The organism is Rahnella sp. PAMC25617 (assembly GCF_050606005.1).
Classification (GTDB): domain Bacteria; phylum Pseudomonadota; class Gammaproteobacteria; order Enterobacterales; family Enterobacteriaceae; genus Rahnella; species Rahnella variigena.
This window is the reverse complement of record NZ_JBOCUM010000014.1, coordinates 108,665-131,229: the sequence shown is the minus strand read 5'-3', so window position 1 is coordinate 131,229 and position 22,565 is coordinate 108,665. Positions and strand designations below refer to the sequence as shown.

Here is a 22,565-nt window from a genome sequence, read left to right as displayed (position 1 = left end):
CATTCAGCAAGCTTTCTGAATCGCCCGCAGGATCTTAAATTCAAAAAACAAAATTTCTCTGTTTTAGAGAGTTCAATGGCGTGCTCAAAATCCAGCTGAACGGAGCGGCTTCGAGACCCGTGGCTCGAAGACCGAGAGAAGGTAGTGCGCAGCACCTGGATTTGCGCCACTCATCAATGCCGCAGAACATGTCCCTTGCGCCAGCGGAGCGCGCAGTGAAAAAGCGCGGAGTCCAGAGGCCCGCGCGTTACCGGGTCTCTGGTCGGTGTGGGCCGACGCCCACGACCTTGAAGTTGAAGTTGAAGTTGAAGTTGAAGTTGAAATTTAAGTTAAAAGCCGCCATTGCAGCGGCCTCTGCAATCAAATAAATGATTTCGCCTGCTTCAGTACCACATCACACGCTTTAGTTTTTACTTTCTCTTTCACCTGCGTCAGGCCGCTGCCGAGATTATTCAGATCCACACTCTGATCTTTACCGGTTTTCAGTAAACCGCCCAGCCCTTGCTGGTAATCCTGACTTTCAGCACCCGCTGCTGTCTCAATGCCAAGTTTATTAAGAAGCTGGTCTTTCACGTTTTCAGTGCTGGCTTTGGAAAGCACATTGTTCTTCACACAATACTGCAATACACCAGCGACGTTGTTCGCGCTGGTCGAGGTCAGTGCGCTGTCGCCGCCGCTGAGCAGGGAGGTCAGCGAAGAGGTGGTACCCGTTGAACCGGTTTTGCTGGTGCCATTCAGTCCGTCGCTGGCAGCCTGCTGCAGTTGTCCGAGAAGATTATTTGAGGCCTGTGCGCCTGCCGAAAGCAAAATACCCGCAGAGGCCATCGCCAGAACAACCGCTTTCAAAGTTTTCATGTCTTACTCCATCCATTTCACATAAGTATTGCGGCAAATCTTGGGCTTAAAGTTTGATGACATCAATAGGAATACCGGAGAGAACGTCTTTATTGCGCCATATTTGATGACTTGTTAAGCGCCTGCTGCGCCAGCCAGACACCCGCTGCCGTGAAGAAGTGCTGAGCCAGCGGCGTTGCCCTTCCCCCTTCGGCGACCACCAGCGCGGCGTGACGGCTCATCGGCGTGATATCCAGCGGACAACGCTTCAGCGCAGGATGCATTTCATCAATCAGATGCCCGCGCGGTACCAGCGCACAACCGATGCCAACAAACACGCCCTGCATCAGCTGGAAAATCGAGGTGCTTTCCAGCGTCGGATGCAATTCCAGCCCGGACTGGCGGAAGAAATTATCCAGATAACGACGGAAATAACGGCTCGGTTCAGACAGGCATAACGGCAATGCAACCGCCTGTTCAGCAGTCATCAGTTCAATGTCCTGCAACTGCGGGAAATGGTCCGGGTGATACACCACGTCAACACCGCCATCGTCGAGCGGCACCAGCTGGAAACGCAGCTCATTTAGCGTCGAGAACTCAAAGAAACCGATCCCCACATCTACCGAATGACTGCTCAGCGCTTCGATCAGCTGATCGGCGCTGACTTCCGAAACCCGGTAATCCAGCCCCGGATGCGCTTCGCTGACGGCTTTGATCAGTTGCGCCAGTGACACGCTGCATTGCGGCATGACGCCGATACGCAAGGTACCGCTCATACCCTGTTTCAGCGATTCGACTTCCAGTTTCAGCCCTTCATAGACGGCGACGATTTCGCGTGCCCAGCTGAGGACGCGCAGCCCTTCAGCGGTAAAACCTTCAAAGTTATTACCGCGATTGATCAGATTAAGGTCGAGTTCTTTTTCGAGGTTCTTGAGACGCATCGACAGCGTCGGCTGGCTGACAAAGCTGGCTTCCGCCGCCCTGCCAAAATGCCGTTCGCGCTCGAGGTTACAGAGATAGATAAGTTGTTTGATATCCAATTTAGTGTCTGATTCAGCCGGTAGTTTTGCCTGATTGAGTGTTGCCTATTATAAGCCAAAGTCATGGGTATGACGCAGCGGATTAAACCCGGCTAAAGCATCCTGACGCTGTTTGCGGGCACGGCGGGCCAGAGCATACGCCGGGTCGCCGTTGAAACCGTGGAATCCGCCCGGATAAATGCTGAATTCTGCCGGCACGCCAGCGCGGATTAACCGGCGGGCATACTCAATATTCTCATCCAGGAATAAATCAATCGAACCGACGCCAATCCAGGCCGCAGGCAATCCGCTGAGATCTTCCGCGCGGGCAGCGGCTGCATAATATGAAACATGCGGCAAACCCGCTTCATGCCCGAGATACGCGTGCCAGCCAAAACGGTTATCCTGACGCGTCCACGAAAACTCGCCGGTGACCGGATTGGGGTTGGGAGCGGTGACGGTACGGTCGTCGAGCATCGGGTACATCAGATTCTGAAACGCCAGCTTTGGGCCACCACGGTCGCGGGTCAGCAATGCCAGCGACGCTGCCAGACCGGCACCCGCGCTGTCGCCCATGACACCGATATGCGCAGAGTCGATGCCAAGTTCATCTGCCTGTGCGGTCATCCAGACCAGCGCGGCATAGCAGTCTTCCAGCGGGCCGGGGAAAGGTGTTTCCGGCGCAAGACGATAATCTACCGAGACAATCACGCAATCCTGCTGCGCCGCCGTCGGACGCGTCAGCGGCGTCGACTGTTCCGGACTGCCAAGTACATATCCCCCGCCGTGAATATGCAGGATGCCCATCCGCCCTTTGCGCTCATGTTGCGGCGAAATCACCAGCACACGCACCGCCGGTGCATCTTCGTCGCCTGAAATGTGATGTTGAGTCACCGTCACCGGCAGACCGTCATCCTGTGACAGACTTTCCAGAGCCGCGGCCTGACGCTGCTCACGCATGGCGGGCAAAGCGGAGGCTTCGAGCTCGCGCTCCGGCATATCCGCCAGCAACGGGCGCAGCTCGGGGTCTACAAGGTGGGCAGTATTCATCGCGGATCCTTATCAGAAATGATTTATCCCGTTATTTATAACGCCCTGCGCCGTTTTTAAAAAGTCTGAATCGTTATGGCTTATACCTGATTAGGTTCAGTATTTACAGTTGTCCAGAATATAAAAAAGGGGCCGAAGCCCCTTCCGTCATTTAGCAAAGTGCGATTACTTATTGCTTTGTTTGGTCGCAAAACCTTTGTTCAGTTTGCGCCAGTACACCAGCCAGGTGATCAGCGCACAGACCACGTAAAACACCAGGAAGACTTTCATCGCGCCAGCCGGTGAACCGGTCATTGCCAGTGAAGTACCGAACGCTTTAGGAATAAAGAACCCGCCAATCGCGCCGATTGAAGAGATAAAACCGAGCGCCGCAGCAGTATCCGTCACCGCTTCACGCAATGCTTCATCATCACTGGCACCGCGTGCTTTAGCCTGATCGGTAGTCAGTTTACGGAAGATCACCGCAATCATCTGGTAGGTGGAACCACTGCCCAGACCGGCCGTCAGGAACAGCACCATGAATACGGCGAAGAACGCCGGGAAGTTACCGCCCACGCCGCCAACCGGCAGGGTCAGGAACAGCAGGCCCGCGAAAATCGCCATCACAATGTAGTTCACCAGCGTCACGCGGATACCACCGAGACGGTCAGACAACATCCCACCCGCAGAACGCGCCAGCGCACCGAAGAACGGGCCGAAGAAAGCGAATTGCAGAATGTTAATGTCAGGGAACTGAGTTTTGGTCAGCATCGCAAAACCGGCGGAGAAGCCGATAAAAGAGCCGAACGTTGCCAGATACAACACACTCATGATCCACAGGTGGCCGCGTTTGAGTACCGGTAACTGCTGGCGGATTGACGCTTTGGATGACGCCAGATCATTCATGCCGAACCAGGCTGCAATCGTACCGATCAGCAGGAAAGGCACCCAGATCCACGCCGCATTTTGCAGCCACATGTCTGAACCGTTCGCCAGCGTTTGTTTGTCACTGAACGCCGCGAAAACGCCAAGGGAAATCACCAGCGGAGCAACCAGTTGCATCACGCTCACGCCCAGATTGCCCAGACCGCCGTTGATGCCCAGTGCGCCGCCCTGCTTCGCTTTCGGGAAGAAGAAGCTGATGTTGGACATGCTCGAGGCGAAGTTTGCGCCACCGAAGCCGCACAACAGCGCGATGATCAGGAAGACGTTGTAAGAGGTGCTGGTATCCTGCACCGCAAAGCCCAGCCATGCACATGGCAGGATCAGGAAAACGGTGCTGATTGCTGTCCAGCGACGACCGCCAAACAGCGGGATCATAAAGGAGTAAGGTACGCGCAGCAGTGCGCCGGAAACTGACGGGATCGCAGTCAGCATAAACAGCTGATCGGTGGTGAAGTTAAAACCGACTTTGTTCAGATTGACAGAAACCAGGCTGAACAGCATCCAGACACAGAAACCCAGCAGCAAACAGGGAACAGAAATCCACAAATTTCGGCTGGCCACTTTATGCCCGGTCTTTTCCCAAAATTCCGGATCTTCCGGACGCCAGTCCTGCAAAAGGCGGGACGGTTTTTCCGCCGGTGAAGCTGATGTATGTGACATGTTTACCTCGGGTGGCAACGCATTGTTGTTGTAATGATTAAGTTATGTCGCACACACTAGGTAGAGCCCCGCCTCCCGATGTTGATACAAATCAACGCAACAGCAGGTGGATCATGGCCTAAAATTGACCACAAATCCTTTATGAGTATTCGGCGAGCTTCCAATAAACTGCTATTATTCATAAAGTTGATAAAGAGTTCCCTGCCCTATTTTTACCGGCACGCCCCGCATGGAAATAAGGGAGTAATCATAAAGAGGTATAGGGAAACTCCCTGTGATCATAAAAAATGCCCACTCCGTACAGGACTGTGGCGATCCACACTTTTCACTATCCCGATAAATTCCAGGAATTCTATTCATGCTTAAACGTGTTCTGCCTTCTCTTTCGCTGGTCAGCCAGACAACATTACTGATGTTGCTGCTCGGCCTGCTGGGTATTGGCGGAATGAGTATGGCAGCGTGGATGGCGGGTAGTATCGAAGGCAATGCCCACGCGATTAATAAAGCCGGTTCGCTGCGCATGCAAAGCTACCGGTTGTTGTCCGAAGTGCCGCTCGACGGGAAAAACACCGCGTATATTCGCCAGATTGAAGCCGATCAGAACAGTGTCGATTTGCTGCAGGCGGTAGAGCGCGAAAACCTGCAACCGCAGTTCCAGGCGCTGCGCAATTACTGGCAAACAACGCTGCGGGATCAGATTCTGACCGCGAAGCATCCGCAAGACGTCTCGGCCAATATCGCGGTCTTTGTGGGTCAGCTTGATGTGCTGGTCGCCGAACTGGAACATAAAACTGAATACCACTTACAGCAGATTTCGCTTATCCAGCGCGGTCTGGTCACCGTAACGCTTCTGCTGCTGGCGCTGACCATCTGGTTTCTGCGCCGTCATTTGCTGGCCCCGTGGAGAAGTCTGCTCTCGCAGGCCAGTGCCATCACCGCCGGTGATTTCAGCCATCGTTATCAGCGTAAACGGGTTGCCAATGGGGATGCACATAATGAAATGGATATTCTCGGCGACTCGCTGAACAGCATGTCCCTGGCGCTGGCGGAGTTGGTCGATAATCTGGCGCAGCGCGTAGCGGAGAAAACCGCCGATTTACAGCAGAAAAATCAGATGCTGGATTATCTTTATCGCGTGAGCCGTCAGCTTCACACCAGCGAGCCGCTCGAAGCGCGGATGGAGCCGGTGCTGAAAGAATTGCAGTCGCTGACCCCGCTGAGTGGCGTACAACTGCGGCAATACGAAAATAACAGCGCCGAAGTGTTCAACGAATTCAGCAATGCTTCACCACGTCAGCCTGTCAGTCCGAAAGTCGGGGAACATGCAAATGACGGTGGCGAGTCTTTAAGCTGGAGTCTGCGTGATGAACGTGAAAATTACGGCGTGTTACTGGCGCAACTGCCGCCGGGCAAGAATCTGAATGATGCACATCAGCAACTGATAAGTACCCTGCTTGAGCAACTGACCAGCACGCTGATGCTGGCGCGTCAGGCCGAACATCAGCAACAGCTGATGCTGATGGAAGAGCGTTCGGCAATTGCCCGCGAGCTGCATGATTCTCTGGCGCAGTCGCTTTCCTGCCTGAAAATTCAGGTCGCCTGTCTGCAAATGCACGCCGCTGCTTTCAGCGAAGAAGATCAGAATGTGCTGCAACAAATGCGCGATGAACTGAGTACGGCTTATCGTCAGTTGCGTGAATTGCTGACCACGTTCCGCCTGACGCTCAATACTCCCGGCCTGCGGGCTGCGCTGCAACATACGGTCGATGAATTCTCACGCCGCATGGGACTGACGATAGATTTTGATTACCAGATCCCGCCGCGTTCCGTGCCGGCCAATCAGGGCATTCACCTGCTGCATATCGCCCGTGAAGCACTGAACAATGCCTATAAGCACGCTAACGCCACGCAGGTTTCGCTTTCACTGCATTGCATCGACGGTGAAATCACGCTGCGCATTTGCGATAACGGCGAAGGTATTTCACCGAATGTTGAACGACAAAATCATTATGGTCTGATCATCATGCAGGATCGCGCCAGCACCTTACACGGTAAATGTCGGGTTGCCCGACGCCCGGACGGCGGCACAGAAGTAACAGTCCGTTTTCGTCCGGAAGCCCTGCCCATTAATCCCCAGGAGCAAGTATGAACGACATGACCCCTTCCACTATTTTGCTGATTGACGATCATCCGATGCTGCGCAACGGCGTCAAACAGCTGATTGCGCTGGATACTAGCCTGAAGGTGATTGGCGAAGCCAGCAACGGCGAACAGGGAGTGGAACTGGCGAAACAGCTCGATCCCGACCTGATCTTGCTTGATCTGAACATGCCGGGCATGAACGGCCTTGATACGCTCGACAGTATGCGCCAGACCTCGCTTTCCGGCCGCATCGTGGTGTTCAGCGTGTCGAATCATGAAGATGACGTGGTGACGGCACTTAAACGCGGCGCAGACGGCTATTTACTCAAAGATATGGAACCGGAAGATTTGCTGACGGCGTTGCACAACGCCGCCGCCGGAAAAATGGTACTGAGTGAAGCCCTGACGCCAGTGCTGGCCGCCAGCCTGCGGGAAAGCCGTCCGAGCGGCGACCGCGATATCCAGTCTCTGACGCCGCGCGAGCGCGACATCATCAAACTGATCGCAGAAGGTTTGCCGAATAAGATGATCGCCCGCCGTCTGAATATCACCGAAAGCACGGTGAAAGTTCACGTCAAACATCTGCTGAAAAAAATGAAGCTAAAATCCCGCGTCGAAGCCGCAGTGTGGGTATTGCAGAGTAATGTGCTTTGACAGTCGTTAGCCTTTAAAACCCCCTCGCAACCTCCCCCTTCGCGCAGGGGGAGGAGCAAAAGCAATTCGCCTTTCTGCCTTAGCTAGAAATTCAGCCCCGCATCGTCGCCGTACTGCGGTTGTGCGGTCAGCGGCGGGGAGACATTGAGCGTAATCCAGTTCGATGTCACTTTCTGCGATTTACTGTCTTCAACCGTGACGGAAAGCCGGTAACTGTTGGTCGCGCCCGGCGAGTTATCCCACGGCGGCACAATCACACTCCAGCCATCAGGGTTACGGTTATTCGCCGGTGGTGTCAGGCTCAGTGCCTGCGTGTCACCCTGCCAGCTCAGCGCCACGATGGTATTCATCGCACGTAATTGCAGTTTGAGCGGCACTGTTTCGCCCGGCTGCAATGACCACGGCGGCGTGGCTAAAAACACCGATAACGTTTTGCGCTGCTTAAATTCCATCACCGGCATGTTATTGCGATCGACCATATCCATCCGGCTGCCGCGCAGCGATCGCGCTGCCGCCACATTCTGCGATGACAACTGCTGAGCCAGCGGCACGCCCAGCCGGTAGTTCAGCGTCAGTTTAACCAGATCCTGGTTATCGCCGTCCTGCCCCGCCTGATGCTCCGCCATCACCGTCACCAGCGGAACTGGCGTGTAATTGAGTCCGAACGACACCGCCGACGGATTGCTCTGGCGCGTTCCGTTACCAAATAAATCGACCCGATCACCAAAATACTGTTCGTAACTGAGCGACGCACCCAGCTGGCGATAAAACGGCAAATACCCTTTGGTGGAGATGTCATAACCGCGAGCCTGACGGCGCAACTGCGTCGACGTACTGCTGTCGGCTTTCCAGGAGGACAACGGCTGATAATAGTTGGTCGAGAATCGCAGATAGTCTGTCCAGGCTTCCGCACCCAGACTGCCCCGCGTCAGCTGACGGTCAAAATCATTATCGATAAACGCGTTGTAGCCCAGCATCCACGGGCCGGTATTGATGCGCTGTCCCAAACCGAAGTTACCGACCGTGGCGTCAGCCGCGCTTTGCAGACCGATCTGACTGTAGACCAGATTGTTTTCAGAATTGTATAACGGGCTGAAGAGCTGACCGGAGCTGCCATCAAGATTATGCCCGGTCACATCCAGCGTGGTACTGACCGTGCCCAGCGGCGAAAGCAAGCTGCTGGTTTCTTTCTGCACCAGTTTGGCGGCCTGAGTCAGCGCCAGCGTTTCGGCCTGTATGCGCAGCGGATCGTCGCTGTCAGTGGTGGTGGTTCCCAGTTCTTTCAGGGTGGTTGCCAGCTGTTTTTCAGTGGCACTCGGGCCGGTATCATTCTTAATGTACTGGCTGCCCAGATTCGGCAGAACATTAGTCTGCGGCGCAGTGCCGGTATTAAACGTTGAATGATTATCGCTGGCCGGCAGGAAACCGGTAAGTTTATAGCTGAGGCCGCCGTATTCGGCAGGGTCTGCCGTCAGCGCACTGGCGCTTACAGCATAAAGAGCAGTTCCCCCTGCGAGAATGGCAGGGACTGCGTAACGCTTCAATAAATCAGAAAAAAAATCTGTGACGTTTGTCATGCCTTACACATTTTGCAGGTAATATTTGATCTTACCTCACGAGCAGCATAATTCAACCTTCATGCCACAAAAGGTCACACACCCCTTCTCCTTAAGTGAAATCATTTGAATTCATTTCCTTGATGAATATATGGATGATTTGTCATCAGATCACAAAATCTCATCTAAAATTACATCGAAATAATCAATTCACACACATTTAATAACATTTTTAACACACTAACCATTTATCTTTACAGTCTGTTTTCATTTATCCTTAGCAGGTTAACGATTTCTGATGCCACCCGACTGCTTTAGCAGAGCGTATCTCAAATCAGAACGGCGTTTCTCCGTGGAAGTTTATCCGCCGGTAACAGGCAGGATCAGCGCCATTTATAGCCAGTTGTTGCAACACATAGCCCTTCTAAAAAACAGGGAACATAAATGAGCAAAAAAACATTGCCCGGTGTGACACGCCGGCAGATTCTCTCGTTCACGGCAGCCTCAGCGGTATTGGGCGCAGCCAAAGCCGCAAACGCAGTCACGCTCAAAGGTACGCCCGTGTGGAGCCCCTTCGATGCGAGTCCGCCACCGCAAATTGACATCGATGGCTGGGCGTTCTTCACCGACGCTGAAGCCGCCGCAATGGAAGCCATCGTTGACCGGCTGGTGCCTGCCGATAATCTGAGTGTGGGCGGCAAAGACGCCGGTTGCGCGGTGTTTATCGACCGCCAGCTGGCTGGTTTCTACGGCACCTACGCCCGCCTTTATATGGAAGGGCCTTTCCAGGAAGGCACGCCGGAGCAAGGCGATCAGTCTCCGCTGGTTCCCCAGCAACGCTACCGTCTTGGCCTGGCCGCACTGGATAAATATACCCAGTCTCAGCACCAGAAATTGTTCAAAGACCTGCCCGGTGACCAGCAGGACCAAATTCTGTCCGGTCTGGAAAACGGAAAAATAGCCCTCAATGGGATCGATTCCAAACTGTTCTTCGCCATTGCGCTGAAAAACACCATGGAAGGATTCTTTGCCGATCCGATTTATGGCGGTAACCGCAATATGGTGTCGTGGAAAATGCTGGGCTTCCCTGGCGCACGCTACGACTACCGCGAATATGTCGGCAAACATAACCAGAAACTCGATCTGGAACCGCTGAGTATTTCGGGCGGCGACGCATGGAAAATGAAAAGTTAAGGGCAGAACAACATTATGGCAAAGAAATTACCTAAAACTGATGTGGTGGTGATCGGGCTCGGCTGGGCCGGTTCAATCATCGCCAATGAATTATGCGATGAAGGCCTCAACGTAGTGGCGATTGAGCGTGGCCCGTGGCGCGATACCGCCCGTGATTTCAACGTGGCCACCGTCACCGATGAATTGCGCTACAACAGCCGTCAGGAACTGATGCTGCGCACCCGCCAGAACACCATCACTATCCGCAACAATCCGGCGCAAACTGCCCTGCCAATGCGCGAATGGGGTTCTTTCCACCCAGGTAACGGCACCGGCGGCGCAGGCAACCACTGGGCGGGGATCACCTTCCGTTTCCAGCCGGATGAATTCCGTCTTAAAAGCCATCTGACCGAACGTTACGGCGCTAACGCTATCCCGGAAGAACTGGTGTTGCAGGACTGGGGCACCGACTGGGATGAAATGGAACCGCATTACGCGTCTTTCGAACGCCTTGCCGGGGTTTCCGGGAAAGCCAGCAATGTGAAAGGCGAACATCATGATGGCGGTAACCCGTATGAAGGGATGCGCTCGATTGAGTATCCGACCCGTCCGATGGATCAGCCTTATGGCCCGACGCTGTTTGCTGAAGCCGCGCGCAACATGGGCTACAAAGCATTCCCCGTGCCCTCTTCGCTGATTTCCGAGCCTTATACCAACCCGCTCGGCGTGAAAATGGGGCCATGTACTTACTGCGGTTTCTGCACTAACTACGGCTGCGCAAACTACTCGAAAGCCAGCGCCATCACCACCGTGTTACCGGCGCTTATCCGCAAAGAGAATTTCGAAGCCCGCACCAACTGCGAAGTGATGCAGGTACTGACCGATTCCACCGGCAAACGCGCCACCGGCGTGGTTTACATCGATTCTTCCGGCGACGAGTGGGAACAGCCGGCAGATCTGGTGATTGTCAGCGCATTCACCTTTGAAAACGTGCGTCTGATGCTGCTTTCCGGTATCGGCAAACCGTACGATCCGGTGACGTTAAGCGGCACCACGGGTCGAAATTATGCTTATCAGACCGCCAACGGCGTGCAGCTGTTCTTTGATGACAAAAACTTCAACCCGTTCATCGGCGCAGGCGCGGTCGGTATGGGCATTGATGATTTTAACAATGACAACTTTGACCACAGCGGTCTGGGCTTCTTCGGCGGCGGCAGTATCCGCGTGACGCCAATCGGTGGCGCGCCAATCGGTTACCGCCCTGTTCCGCCGGGAACGCCGAAATGGGGCAGCGAGTGGAAAAAAGCCACGGTCGCTAACTACCTCAGTTCTATGTCGATCGGTTGTGAGGCCAGCAGTTACACCACTAAAACCAACTATCTGTCGCTCGATCCAAACTATAAGGATCGTTTAGGTCGTCCGCTGCTGCGTGTGACCTTCGACTTCCCGGAAAATGACCTGAAGATGGCCGCGTATTGCACCGGTAAAGTCGCTGAAATCGCCAAGGCAATGAACCCGCGCCAGCTGGTTGCTAACCCGATGAAAGGCCACTGGAACGGTACACCGTATCAGTCTTCACACGTGGTCGGCGGTTTTGTGATGGGCGCGGATCCTTCCACCAGTTCCGTCAACAAACACCTGCAAGTCTGGGATGTACCTAACCTGTTTGTGGTCGGCGCTTCCGCCTTCCCGCAAAACCCGGGTTACAACCCGACCGGCACCGTTGGCGCGCTGGCATTTAAAGCTGCCCATGCCATCCGTAACTTCTATCTGAAAAAACCGGGAGAGATGATCGCATGAAAAAGTTAACGTCATTCTCACTCGGATTACTGGCATTGAGCGTTTCCGGTCTGGCACATGCCGCGGGTGACGGCTCTTTCGATCAGGTAGAACGCGGGCGTTATCTGGCCACCGTGGGCGACTGCGCGGCCTGTCATACGGCCTCAACGCCGGATGCCAAACCTTTCGCCGGTGGCGTGCCGATTGAAACGCCGTTTGGCCGTCTGGTCGGCGCAAACATCACGCCGGATCCGGAAACAGGTATCGGTAAATGGAGCTTCGACGACTTCCAGCGCGCGATGTCCGAAGGCATCGGTCACGGCGGAAAACGTCTGTATGGTGCCATGCCGTTCACGGCGTACACCAAAGTCACCCGTGACGATAACGCCGCCATCTGGGCTTATCTGCAAACCCTGCAACCAGTGCATCACGAAGTCGAAACCAACCAGCTGCCGTTCCCGTTCAACGTCCGTACCAGTCTGATGGGCTGGAACTGGCTGAACTTCAACAAAGGCGAATTCAAACCGCAGATGGATAAGTCTGCTGAGTGGAATCGCGGCGCCTATATTGTTGAAGGCCTGGGACACTGCGGAACCTGCCACACGCCGAAAAATATGATTGGCGGCGATAAAGACAGCGAGTTCCTGCAGGGCGCCGTGGTGGAAAACTGGGTTGCTCCGGACATCACCACCAATAAACACACCGGTATCGGCAACTGGACGCAGGAAGATCTGATGCAGTATCTGAAGACCGGTTCTAACCGCTTCGATATGGCATCAGGCCCGATGGCTGAAGAAGTGACGAATTCTTCACAGCACTGGACGGATGCGGATCTCAAAGCCGTGGCGGTTTATCTGAAAGACAGCGGACACGACAGCGGGAATAAAGCCCCTGCGCCGGTGAAAGCGGAAGATAACGCCATGATGGCCGGGAAGCACATCTATGCTGACCGTTGTTCTGCGTGCCATACACCGGACGGCAAAGGTCAGGATGGACTGTTCCCGCGTCTGGCTGATTCCGCGCTGATCAATCAGACCAATGCCACATCGCTTATCCGCGTAGTGCTGACGGGCAGCCGTCCGGTCGCAACGGACAGCAAACCAACGGCGCCGTCTATGCCTTCGTTTGATGCCAACATGAGTGACGCCGATGTGGCGAACGTGCTGACGTATATCCGTAACAGCTGGGGAAATGCCGCTGCGCCGGTGTCAGCCTCAGACGTGAAAGACCTGCGTGCAGAACTGAAGAAATAAGCAGGAAACTGCGCATTCAGCGTGATCTGAAAATGAGAAAGGCCGCGCAAGCGGCCTTTCTTTTTACAAGCATCACGGATAAATCAGTGCCTGGAAGGCATCTGCATAATCTGTACTAACAGATGATCGTTATTTTGACTTAATTGCACCAGATGTTTGCATTCCACTTTAATCGCAGTGAGCTGTTCTTCGGTCAGTGAGTACGGCAGGTTAATATCAATGCTGTACATATTTTGCTGCTCTGCCAGTTCAATCAGCCGGACGATATTGGTTTCATCGCTGACCTGCGTGGACACCACCTGTAAAGCCAGTGCGCGTAAGGCTTCCTGCCGGGAATTTTCTTTTTTAGAGCGGGATTTCAGTACCATGCCGAAGAACGGCATCACACCGTAAATCGCGTCAACAAAGCTCCATTTCTTTTTGCAGGATGCGGACAAATACTCCATATAGTCAAAGGTCGCTTTTTGACTGCGCGCATCAGGTACCAGGCGGTTTTCATTCATCCCCTATTCCTCTTCCTGGTCAGGGTCAATCAATTAGGTAAATCAATCTGTAACGATGAAGATATTCACCTATATAATGGCATAATTCACCGATACTTTGCCAGTCGGTTCGGGTGCTTAAGTTTGAGCAATTATTGCCTGATCAGACAAAATTTATCATTTCAGAATTTATCGAAAGTATTTCGCGTATATGGAATTTACGCCGCAAAACTGACATGTTCTATTACGCTCGCAGGATGGCGTCGCCAGCCGGGTCACGCTATCCTACTCACCGGATTTCTTAAAGCAGCAAGCCAATGAATAAAATCGTTTTTGTAGAAGATGATGTAGAAGTCGGCAACCTGATCGCCGCCTATCTGGGTAAACACGATATCGATGTTCTGGTTGAGCCGCGTGGCGATACAGCGCAGGCACGCATTGAGAAAGAAAAACCCGATCTTGTCCTGCTGGACATCATGCTTCCCGGCAAAGACGGCATGACGTTGTGCCGCGATTTACGGCCGATATTTCCGGGGCCCATCGTATTGCTGACCTCGCTCGACAGCGACATGAACCACATCTTATCGCTGGAAATGGGCGCGAACGATTACATCCTGAAAACGACGCCACCGGCAGTGCTTCTGGCGCGTTTGCGCCTGCATTTACGCCAGAGTCCGGCGCAGACCCTGCAGAGTGAACAGCCGGTTCAGGCGCTGACAAGCGGCAATGCCCTGCACTTTGGCCAGTTATGTATCGATCCGGTGAACCGTGAAGTCACGCTGGTGGATGAAACTATTGTGCTTTCCACTTCCGACTTTGATTTGCTTTGGGAACTGGCGACCCACGCAGGCCGCATTATGGATCGCGAAGCTTTGCTGAAAAACCTGCGTGGCGTCAGCTATGACGGGCTGGATCGCAGTATCGATGTGGCGATTTCCCGCCTGCGTCGCAAGTTATATGACAACACCCTTGAGCCCTTCCGCATTAAAACCGTGCGTAACAAAGGCTATCTGTTTGCCCCTAACGCCTGGGAGTCGCTGCAGGAATGAAAAAGCTTTTCATCCAGTTCTTTTTGTTACTGCTGGTCTGCTTTATGGTCATGGCGATGCTGGTCGGGCTGGTCTATAAAGTGACCGCGGAGAAAACCGGCCGGCAGTCCATGAACGACCTGATGAAAAGTTCGCTCTATTTAATGCGCAGTGAGCTGAGGGAAATCCCGATCAAAGACTGGAATAAGACCATCAATACGCTGGATCTGAATCTGTCTTTCAAACTGCACATTGAACCTCTTGGTAAACGCAAACTCAGCCCGCTGCTCGATCAGCGCCTGAAAGACGGCGAAATTGTCGCGCTCGATGATGAATATACGTTTATCCAGCGGGTGCCGCGCAGCCATTACGTGCTGGTAGTCGGTCCGATCCCTTATCTGTTTTACATGCACGAAATGCGCGTGCTTGATTTCGTTCTGCTGATGTTCATCGGCCTGTCGCTCGCTTTACCCGTTTTCCTGTGGATGCGCCCTCACTGGCAGGATTTGCTGCGTCTGGAAAACTCGGCGCTGCGCCTGGGTAACGGGCATCTTGACGAACGCATTGATTTTGATTCGACCTCCAGCCTGAACCGTCTGGGTGTGGCATTTAATCAGATGGCGGACAATATCAGCACGCTGGTGGCCAGTAAAAAGCTGCTGATCGACGGCATTGCGCATGAGCTTCGTACACCGCTGGTTCGCCTGCGTTACCGGCTGGCGATCAGCGAAAATTTACCCGAGGCGGAGCAAAACGCCATCAACCGGGATATCGGGCAGCTTGAAGCGCTGATCGATGAACTGCTGACGTATGCGCGCCTTGACCGGCCGCAGGTGACGCTGAATCTTGAAAAAGTGAATCTGGCAGAATGGCTGGAAGACAAAGTCGATGATTTCCGCATGATCACCGAGCGCACGATCCTTTATGACGCGCCGCAAAACAGCGATTTCGGCGGCGTGGATTTACGCCTGATGGAGCGCGTGCTGGATAATCTGGTCAATAACGGGCTGCGTTATTCACAGGAAACCCTGCGCGTCAGCCTGTGGCTGGACGGTGAACTGGCCAGCCTGCAAGTCGAAGACGACGGGCCAGGCATTCCACAGGAAGAACGTCAGCGGATCTTCGAACCTTTCGTGCGTCTGGACCCAAGCCGCGATCGCGCTACCGGCGGCTGCGGGCTGGGGCTGGCTATCGTACATTCCATCGCCGTGGCCTATCAGGGACGCATCGCCGTTGACAGCAGCCCGCTGGGCGGTGCCAGTCTGCGTTTCAGCTGGCCGGTAAAACCGACATTTAATCTGGCTGTTGAGCAGCCTAATAACGAAAATCAGGAAGGGAGCCACAATGACCATCGCTTATAAAAAACTACACGACACCTTCGCCCGCCTCTCCCGCTTTGGCCACTTATCGGCAATTGCAGGCTGGGACGCCGCCGCCATGATGCCACCGGAAGGCGGACAAGCCCGTTCGGAAGCACTGGCCGAACTGAGCGTGCTGACGCATCAGATCCTCACCGCGAAACAGGTAGGTGAATGGCTGGAGCAGGCGGGCGGCGAACAGCTCAACGACGTGGAGCAGGCAAACCTGCGTGAGATGCGTCGTCATTATCAGCAAGCAGCCCTGCTGCCGGAAAGCCTGGTGCAGGCAAAATCACTGGCAGGTGCGCGTTGCGAGCAGGCATGGCGCATTCAGCGCAAAAGCAATGACTGGGAAGGTTTCGCTGATAACCTGAAAGAAGTGGTGAAACTGAGCCGTCAGGAAGCGCAGCTGCGTTCAGAAGCCGCGGGCATCAGCCGCTACGATGCCCTGCTCGATTTGTACGAACCGGGTATGACCTCGCAGAAACTCGACGTGCTGTTTGGCGATTTGAAAACCTGGTTGCCGGATTTGTTGCAGACCGTGGTCGAAAAGCAAAAATCTGAAACCCGCATCGCGCCGCAGGGTCCTTTTGACATCGAAAAACAGCGCCAGCTTGGGCTGAAAGTGATGGAACGTCTGGGCTTTAACTTTGGCTCCGGTCGTCTGGATGTCAGCGCGCACCCGTTCTGTGGCGGCGTGCCGCAGGATGTGCGTATCACCACGCGCTATAACGAAGATGAATTCCTCAGCGCCATGATGGGTGTGATCCATGAAACGGGTCATGCGCGTTATGAGCAGAATCTGCCGAAAGAATGGCTGGGGCAGCCGGTTTCTAACGCACGCTCAATGGGCGTGCATGAATCTCAAAGCCTGCTGTTTGAGATGCAATTAGGTTGCAGCGAGCCGTTCCTGAAGTCAGTTTACCCGCTGGTAATCGAGCAATTCGGCCATCGCGATGGGCTGGATGAAAGCAATTTTATGAAACTGAACCAGCGCGTTCAGCCTGGTTTCATCCGCGTTGATGCTGATGAACTGAGCTATCCGGCGCACGTGATTTTGCGTTATGAAATCGAAAAAGCACTGATGGAAGGTGACGTTGAAGTTGACGATATTCCGGCCTTGTGGAACAGCAAGATGAAGGAATATCTGGGCATCAATACCGTCGGGAATTACCGCGACGGTTGTATGCAGGATATTCACTGGACCGACGGCGGATTTGGTTATTTCCCGACGTATACGCTGGGTGCGATGTATGCCGCGCAATTGTTCCAGACGGCCAACAAAGCGATCCCAACGTTGCAGGACGATATCGTACGCGGCGACCTGACGGCGTTGTTCCAGTGGTTGCAGCAAAATATCTGGCAACACGGCAGCCGTTTCTCGACGGATCAGCTGATCAAAAATGCCACGGGCGAGACGCTGAATCCGGCGTTCTTCCGCACACATCTCGAAAATCGCTATCTGTAATTCAGCTGTAATCCAGCTGTAAAAAAACACCTCCTTTTCGCAAAGGAGGTGTTCTTCAACGACCTGCTACCTGACCCCTTTATCCCGCGACGTGATATTTCAGCCGGTATTCGCCAGAGCCAACCTCGGCGGTAAACCCTTCAGCATTACGGATAAATTTCACACCATCGGCTTCCAGTAAAGTTTCTGCGCCCGTCAGCACCAGAGTAGCGGAAGTATTTGCCGGAACATTCACGCAAAGACTGACGTCCTGACCACTGACATCCCAGCGGACGCCTATTGCGCCGTAAACCGACTGATAGCGCGTTTCCAGCCAGTTCAGGCCACCGCCGGTCAGCGGTTTGATGATGAAATGCTTGAATCCGGGCTGTTCCTCGTCCGCTTCAATCCCCGCCGCCACACGGTAAAGCCATTCGCCCACTGCGCCGTAAGCATAGTGATTGAAGGAATTCATGTCAGCGCTCCACATACTGCCGTCCGGTTTAATGCCATCCCAGTGTTCCCAGATGGTGGTGGCACCGGCTTTCACCTGATACAACCATGACGGAAAATCGTCTTTCAGCAGTAAATTCCACGCTTCTTTGACGCGGCCATTCTGGCTGAGTGCATGGCAGAAATACGGCGTGCCGACAAAACCGGTGACCAGATGACCGTCGTGTTCTTCGAGTAATTCAACCAGCGTATCAGTCGTTTTCTGGCGAAACGCCTCGGGTACCAGATTGAAATACAGCGCCAGAATGTGAGCGGTTTGCGTTCTTGCCGTCAGGCCCCCGGACGGTGTGAAGAATTCCTCCTGAAAACGCGCGACAATCGCCTGATGCAGGGCATGGTAATGTTCATAGTCTGCGTTGCGTTTCAGCACTTTGGCGGTTTTAGCGAACAATTGCGTGGAGTAAGCGTAATACGCCGTGCAGGTCAGGTCGTTTGGCGTGGCACCGAAATAACTGCCCTCTTTTGCATCCAGCGCCACCCAGTCGCCGAACTGCAATTTGTAGCGCCAGATATGATTTTCGGCATGGTCAGTCATGAAATCAATCCAGCCTTTCATGCTGGCGTACTGGTTTTCCAGCACGTTGGTATCGCCATACATCAGGTACATCGTCCACGGATTGATCACCGCAGCATCCGCCCACGCCGATGCGGAATGGGTTCCGCCTTCCGACAGCAAACGGTCTTTGCCACAATAGCCGGTAAGGATATCCGGGATAACGTGCGGCACGCCGCCTTCCGGCGTCTGGTCATAACGAAGATCGGTCAGCCATTTGGCGAAGAAATTGCGGGTTTGCATCAGATAGCTCGCCGTGCGGCAAAAAATCTGTGCATCGCCCGTCCAGCCCAGCCTTTCGTCACGCTGCGGGCAGTCCGTCGGCACATCAACAAAGTTACCTTTCAGGCCCCACAAAATGTTGTGATGCAACTGATTCAATTCAGGATTTGAGCAGGCGAAATAGCCGGTCTGTTCCATTGCGGAATGCAAAACAATCGCAGTGAAATTATTCAGATCCAGCGGTGCCGGATACTCCTCTACTTTCACAAAACGGAATCCCTGCCAGGTGAAATGCGGATGCCAGGTTTCTTCGCCCTCACCTTTGAGAACATACTCAGTGCGCTGCGTGGCTGAACGCAGGTTATCAAGATACACATTGCCCTGCGCATCCAGCACTTCAAAGTGGCGGAGCACCACTTTATCGCCCGCGTTGCCCCGGACCGTAAACTCTACCCAACCGCTGAGATTCTGACCAAAATCCATGACGGTATCGCCCTGCGGCGTGGTGATAAGCCGTACCGGTTTGAGTTCTTCCATTTTTCTGACCGTGTTACTTCCCTGTGCGACCAGCGTGGATTTTTCATGCGTCACACGACTGACCGGGCGCCAGGCATTGTCAGAGAAACCTTTCGCGCACCAGCCGGGGATTTCCCGGCGCGCATCATAAATTTCGCCGTCATAGATTTCTGAAAAAAGAATGGCGGAGTCGTGGCATTTCCAGCTTTCATCACTGACCACAACCTCCTGAGAACCGTCTTTGTAATTGATGACCAGTTGCGAAATAAACGCAGTTTGCTCGCCGTAATAGTTACGATGACGGCTGAACCCCATATCGCCTTTGTACCAGCCTGCACCTGCAATGGCGCCAATGACGTTTTCACCCTTTTCCAGATGGCTGGTCAGATTATAGGTCTGATAAAGTAAGTGATTGTGATAACTCGTCCAGCCCGGCGTCAGGGCATCTTCTCCGACTTTCTGGCCATTAAGATGTAATTCATAAAGCCCCAGCGCGCTGACATGAATAAAGGCTGACTGAATATCTTCAGTACAGTTGAGGACAAACGATTTTCTCAGTAATGTGCCCGCGGACTGATCTTTATCAGCCGGTGTTTCAGCAGAAATAAAATCAGCCTGCCATTCGTGTGTATAAAGTACCCCGGATATCATCTCTGCGGGAGAACTCCAGTTACTGGTCTCGCCATAATTATCACGCACCTGCACACGAATAAAATAATGCTGGGACGAGGTAAGCATTAATTCCATTAACGGAACATTATTTGAACAATCACTTTCCTGCCATTCGCCGCGAAGCAGAACATTATCAAAACTCTGTTGATGGCTAATCTGGATCCGATACGCCGTTTGCCGGACGTTTCTGTTGTGGCTTTCAATCTCCCAACCCAATACAGGAAGTTCCTGCACGCCTGATAATGCGGATTCCTGATTCAGTGTAAGTCTGGTTACTGCGAGCATAATTCGTGACTCCTTTCGTAATTTCGGTGAAGATAGATAACTAAATTTGTTTAACAGCGGATGCCGGATATTCAGGCGTTGTTTCTTTTATGAGCACTCCGGCCTCACTGTTGAATTCGTTTCGTTGTTTTCCGCGGAAACAGATCCAGCCGATCAATAATCCGGAAGCCACTGTCGCGGATAACAGGGTATAAAGCACCTGCGGTTCGGCTTCCAGTAACAGCGGCGTAATAAAAGCCAGTACACCGCATAACAACCGGGAGATAGCGACGATAATACCTTGCGCCGTCGATCTCAGCATGGTTGGGAACGATTCCTGTGACCAGACTTTCATGATCCCTTCGAAAGCCAGTCCGCTGCCTATAGCAGTAAAGAATAGACAACAGAACCAGGAGGCAGGTGAGAAATTAAATAATACCGGCAGGAAGAATCCGCCCGCGAAACAAATAGCCCCCAGAATAAATGCGGGAATACGTTTCGGCGTATCAACAAAGCGCATAAACATGATCCCGGCCAACACTCCGACCGGCATGGTCAGCAGATTCCACAGCGAATTTTGTTCAACAGAAATACCCACCACGTTTACCGCGATATAGGTGCCAAACTGACCACCGGTATTCGCGGCAAGATTGGTGAAAGCGTAAAACAGACACAGCGCAATAAACGGCCACAAGTATTTCCCGTGGATGAGATCTTTAAATGAGGCTTTCTGAGCCCGCACCGTCACAATGCCTGCACGCCTTTCGTTTCTGGCGATCAGCCATAATGGGGATTCCGGGATGGTACAGCGCAACGCCAGCAAAACGACGGCCACGGCGCAGACATGCAGATACATAATCTGCGCACCGGGCCGCCCCCACCCGCCTACGACGGCAGAAATTGCCATCGTGCTGCCAATCCCTAAGAACCACAGTAGATTCGACAAGCCGATAATCTTGCCGCGGTTTTTGTCTGTTGCCGCTTCGGCAATTGTCGCCAGAGAAACGGGTAAATCTGCACCAGTGGCCAGCCCGACCAGCAATGTTCCCGCCAGCAGCAGCGCAAAAGTGTCGCCGAATGCCAGAAACAACGTGCCGATAATGATCATTATCATGGTGGCAATAAAGACTTTGCGTCTGCCGTAACAATCGCCCAGCCTTCCGCCCGTCAGTGCCCCCAGCGCAATGCTCAGCGTGAGTATTCCTGAAAGTATTCCTATCTGAACTACCGTGGTGCCGATCGTTTTCTGATAAATAACCAGAGCCGTTCCGTTTGAAACAATAGCAGCAGAATCAATATATGACGCCATGCCGGAAACCACCCCGACGTACCAGGGATTAGGTTGTTTAGTGGTTGACATAATAATGTCCTTCAGAGGTGTACGTGAATTAAATGATCCTTGAGAGGTCCTTTCTGTTTACTGTTATTATGGTTTGATATTATTACTTTGAACTATTGCTTTAAATTATTGCTTTAAATTAACAGAACAGGTTATTAACGCGTGGTTGAAATAACACTGTTACTGACTCTCATCCTTTCCTGAGAGGGTGTTCTTTGAAACTGTTTTTTGTACGCTTCCGTCAGGCGTGATGTGGTGGAAAATCCACACAGCGTGGCTATTTTCCCTATGCTTAAATCCGAGGTTCGCAATAACTCCTGCGTTTTTAATAAACGATAGCGCTGCTGGAACCTTTCCGGTGTAAAGCCGGTGATCTCCTTTATAAATCTGAACATGGTTCTTTTAGCGACACCACTTTCTTCGCACAAATAATCCCAGTTAATCGTGCAGGTATAATTTTCGCGCAGATGATTCAGCAGATGGCGCTTCCCTGATTCTGTCTCACTGGCACGACATTCTTTACGCATGGCACACTGGTAAAGCATCACTATCATCGATAATAAATAAGACTCTGCGGTCGCAAAGTAGGCGTTATCATATCGGGCATCACATTGCCGGGTGATTTTATCCGTCAGTTCAATCACTCTGGCCAATTCTTCATCCGTTAATCCTGTACGACGTCTCTTCATCGACCCGGTATATTCTTTGATCCCTGCCGTCAATTCAGCGATGTTATTGATAAAATGAAAAGGTCGTTCTTTATGTAGCAGAATATTGATTATTGACAACTTATTAGTAGATTCATAACAGTGAACATCGTGCGCGCTGACGATAAAAAAGTCGCCTTTATGAATAAACTCCACCTGATCGTTGATGATATGAAAGCCGCTGCCATTGCGGACAATAACCAGTTCATCAAATTCATGCACGTGTACATCTTCCATCGACTGTCGGTTCATATCGAATAAACTGAAAGCATGATGTTCTGAAAGAAAGAAATCACTGACCTTGAGTATTTTCATGCATTCACCGAGTTAATGATTAATATAATTCACTGTAACTTTACCGGGTCATTTAAATATTTCGTGTCGATAAAAAGATTAGACCGTAATAATTATGACAAGTCT

General features: G+C 52.8%; 17 protein-coding genes. 8 read left to right on the top strand and 9 right to left on the bottom strand.

Annotation, left to right across the window (positions count from 1 at the left end; genetic code table 11):
- Positions 1–360: 360 nt before the first annotated feature.
- From ACM615_RS17870 to ACM615_RS17855, 4 genes are all read right to left on the bottom strand, one after another.
- Positions 361–855, bottom strand: coding sequence for a DUF2501 domain-containing protein (locus ACM615_RS17870; protein ID WP_129638192.1), 495 nt, complete (start codon positions 853–855; stop codon positions 361–363).
- A gap of 89 nt (positions 856–944) precedes the next feature.
- Entirely contained in the window at positions 945–1,874 is a 930-nt protein-coding gene (locus ACM615_RS17865) for a LysR family transcriptional regulator (protein WP_112290148.1), read from the bottom strand.
- A 48-nt stretch (positions 1,875–1,922) separates the two neighbouring features.
- Positions 1,923–2,903: an alpha/beta hydrolase gene (locus tag ACM615_RS17860; protein WP_132964014.1), complete on the bottom strand. Its 981-nt coding sequence runs from the start codon at positions 2,901–2,903 to the stop codon at positions 1,923–1,925.
- A 165-nt stretch (positions 2,904–3,068) separates the two neighbouring features.
- Positions 3,069–4,487, bottom strand: coding sequence for a NarK family nitrate/nitrite MFS transporter (locus ACM615_RS17855; protein ID WP_112290145.1), 1,419 nt, complete (start codon positions 4,485–4,487; stop codon positions 3,069–3,071).
- Positions 4,488–4,845: 358 nt separating this feature from the next.
- On the opposite strand from ACM615_RS17855, the gene narX reads away from it, so the two are divergent.
- A complete protein-coding gene (narX, locus tag ACM615_RS17850; RefSeq protein WP_129638190.1) occupies positions 4,846–6,636 on the top strand; it encodes a nitrate/nitrite two-component system sensor histidine kinase NarX in 1,791 nt (596 codons plus the stop codon).
- Positions 6,633–7,283, top strand: coding sequence for a two-component system response regulator NarL (narL, locus tag ACM615_RS17845; protein WP_112290142.1), 651 nt, complete (start codon positions 6,633–6,635; stop codon positions 7,281–7,283). Before narX ends, narL begins: the two co-directional genes overlap by 4 nt.
- Positions 7,284–7,366: 83 nt before the next feature.
- On the opposite strand, the gene ACM615_RS17840 is transcribed toward narL, so the two are convergent.
- Positions 7,367–8,860, bottom strand: a complete 1,494-nt coding sequence (locus ACM615_RS17840) for a YchO/YchP family invasin (protein WP_431012256.1) — start codon at positions 8,858–8,860, stop codon at positions 7,367–7,369.
- A 423-nt stretch (positions 8,861–9,283) separates the two neighbouring features.
- Here ACM615_RS17840 and ACM615_RS17835 point away from each other — a divergent pair, with 423 nt between their 5' ends.
- The 3 genes from ACM615_RS17835 to ACM615_RS17825 are packed head-to-tail and all read left to right on the top strand — an operon-like array spanning position 9,284 to position 13,044.
- Positions 9,284–10,033 carry a gluconate 2-dehydrogenase subunit 3 family protein gene (locus ACM615_RS17835; RefSeq protein ID WP_431012255.1) on the top strand — a complete coding sequence of 250 codons (750 nt, stop codon included), beginning with the start codon at positions 9,284–9,286 and terminating at the stop codon, positions 10,031–10,033.
- 15 nt (positions 10,034–10,048) lie between these two features.
- Positions 10,049–11,812 (top strand): GMC family oxidoreductase, encoded by a 1,764-nt coding sequence (locus tag ACM615_RS17830; protein WP_112290136.1) that lies wholly within the window; start codon positions 10,049–10,051, stop codon positions 11,810–11,812.
- Positions 11,809–13,044, top strand: a complete 1,236-nt coding sequence (locus ACM615_RS17825; protein ID WP_129638188.1) for a c-type cytochrome — start codon at positions 11,809–11,811, stop codon at positions 13,042–13,044. Before ACM615_RS17830 ends, ACM615_RS17825 begins: the two co-directional genes overlap by 4 nt.
- Before the next feature lie 83 nt (positions 13,045–13,127).
- On the opposite strand, the gene ACM615_RS17820 is transcribed toward ACM615_RS17825, so the two are convergent.
- A complete protein-coding gene (locus ACM615_RS17820) occupies positions 13,128–13,547 on the bottom strand; it encodes a hypothetical protein (RefSeq protein ID WP_112290134.1) in 420 nt (139 codons plus the stop codon).
- A gap of 296 nt (positions 13,548–13,843) precedes the next feature.
- On the opposite strand from ACM615_RS17820, the gene rstA reads away from it, so the two are divergent.
- The 3 genes from rstA to ACM615_RS17805 are packed head-to-tail and all read left to right on the top strand — an operon-like array spanning position 13,844 to position 17,380.
- On the top strand, positions 13,844–14,575 hold the full coding sequence (rstA, locus tag ACM615_RS17815; RefSeq protein ID WP_129638187.1) for a two-component system response regulator RstA: 732 nt from the start codon (positions 13,844–13,846) through the stop codon (positions 14,573–14,575).
- Positions 14,572–15,915 carry a two-component system sensor histidine kinase RstB gene (gene rstB / locus ACM615_RS17810; RefSeq protein WP_132964010.1) on the top strand — a complete coding sequence of 448 codons (1,344 nt, stop codon included), beginning with the start codon at positions 14,572–14,574 and terminating at the stop codon, positions 15,913–15,915. Before rstA ends, rstB begins: the two co-directional genes overlap by 4 nt.
- Positions 15,899–17,380, top strand: coding sequence for a carboxypeptidase M32 (locus ACM615_RS17805; protein WP_431012254.1), 1,482 nt, complete (start codon positions 15,899–15,901; stop codon positions 17,378–17,380). The genes rstB and ACM615_RS17805 overlap by 17 nt, the downstream gene beginning before the upstream one ends.
- Before the next feature lie 79 nt (positions 17,381–17,459).
- Here ACM615_RS17805 and ACM615_RS17800 read toward each other — a convergent pair whose 3' ends face one another.
- The 3 genes from ACM615_RS17800 to ACM615_RS17790 form a co-directional block, all read right to left on the bottom strand.
- A complete protein-coding gene (locus tag ACM615_RS17800) occupies positions 17,460–19,901 on the bottom strand; it encodes a family 78 glycoside hydrolase catalytic domain (protein ID WP_431012253.1) in 2,442 nt (813 codons plus the stop codon).
- Between the two features lie 259 nt (positions 19,902–20,160).
- Positions 20,161–21,459 carry an MFS transporter gene (locus tag ACM615_RS17795; RefSeq protein WP_431012252.1) on the bottom strand — a complete coding sequence of 433 codons (1,299 nt, stop codon included), beginning with the start codon at positions 21,457–21,459 and terminating at the stop codon, positions 20,161–20,163.
- Positions 21,460–21,593: 134 nt separating this feature from the next.
- Positions 21,594–22,460 carry a helix-turn-helix domain-containing protein gene (locus tag ACM615_RS17790; RefSeq protein WP_159282490.1) on the bottom strand — a complete coding sequence of 289 codons (867 nt, stop codon included), beginning with the start codon at positions 22,458–22,460 and terminating at the stop codon, positions 21,594–21,596.
- Between the last annotated feature and the right edge of the window lie 105 nt (positions 22,461–22,565).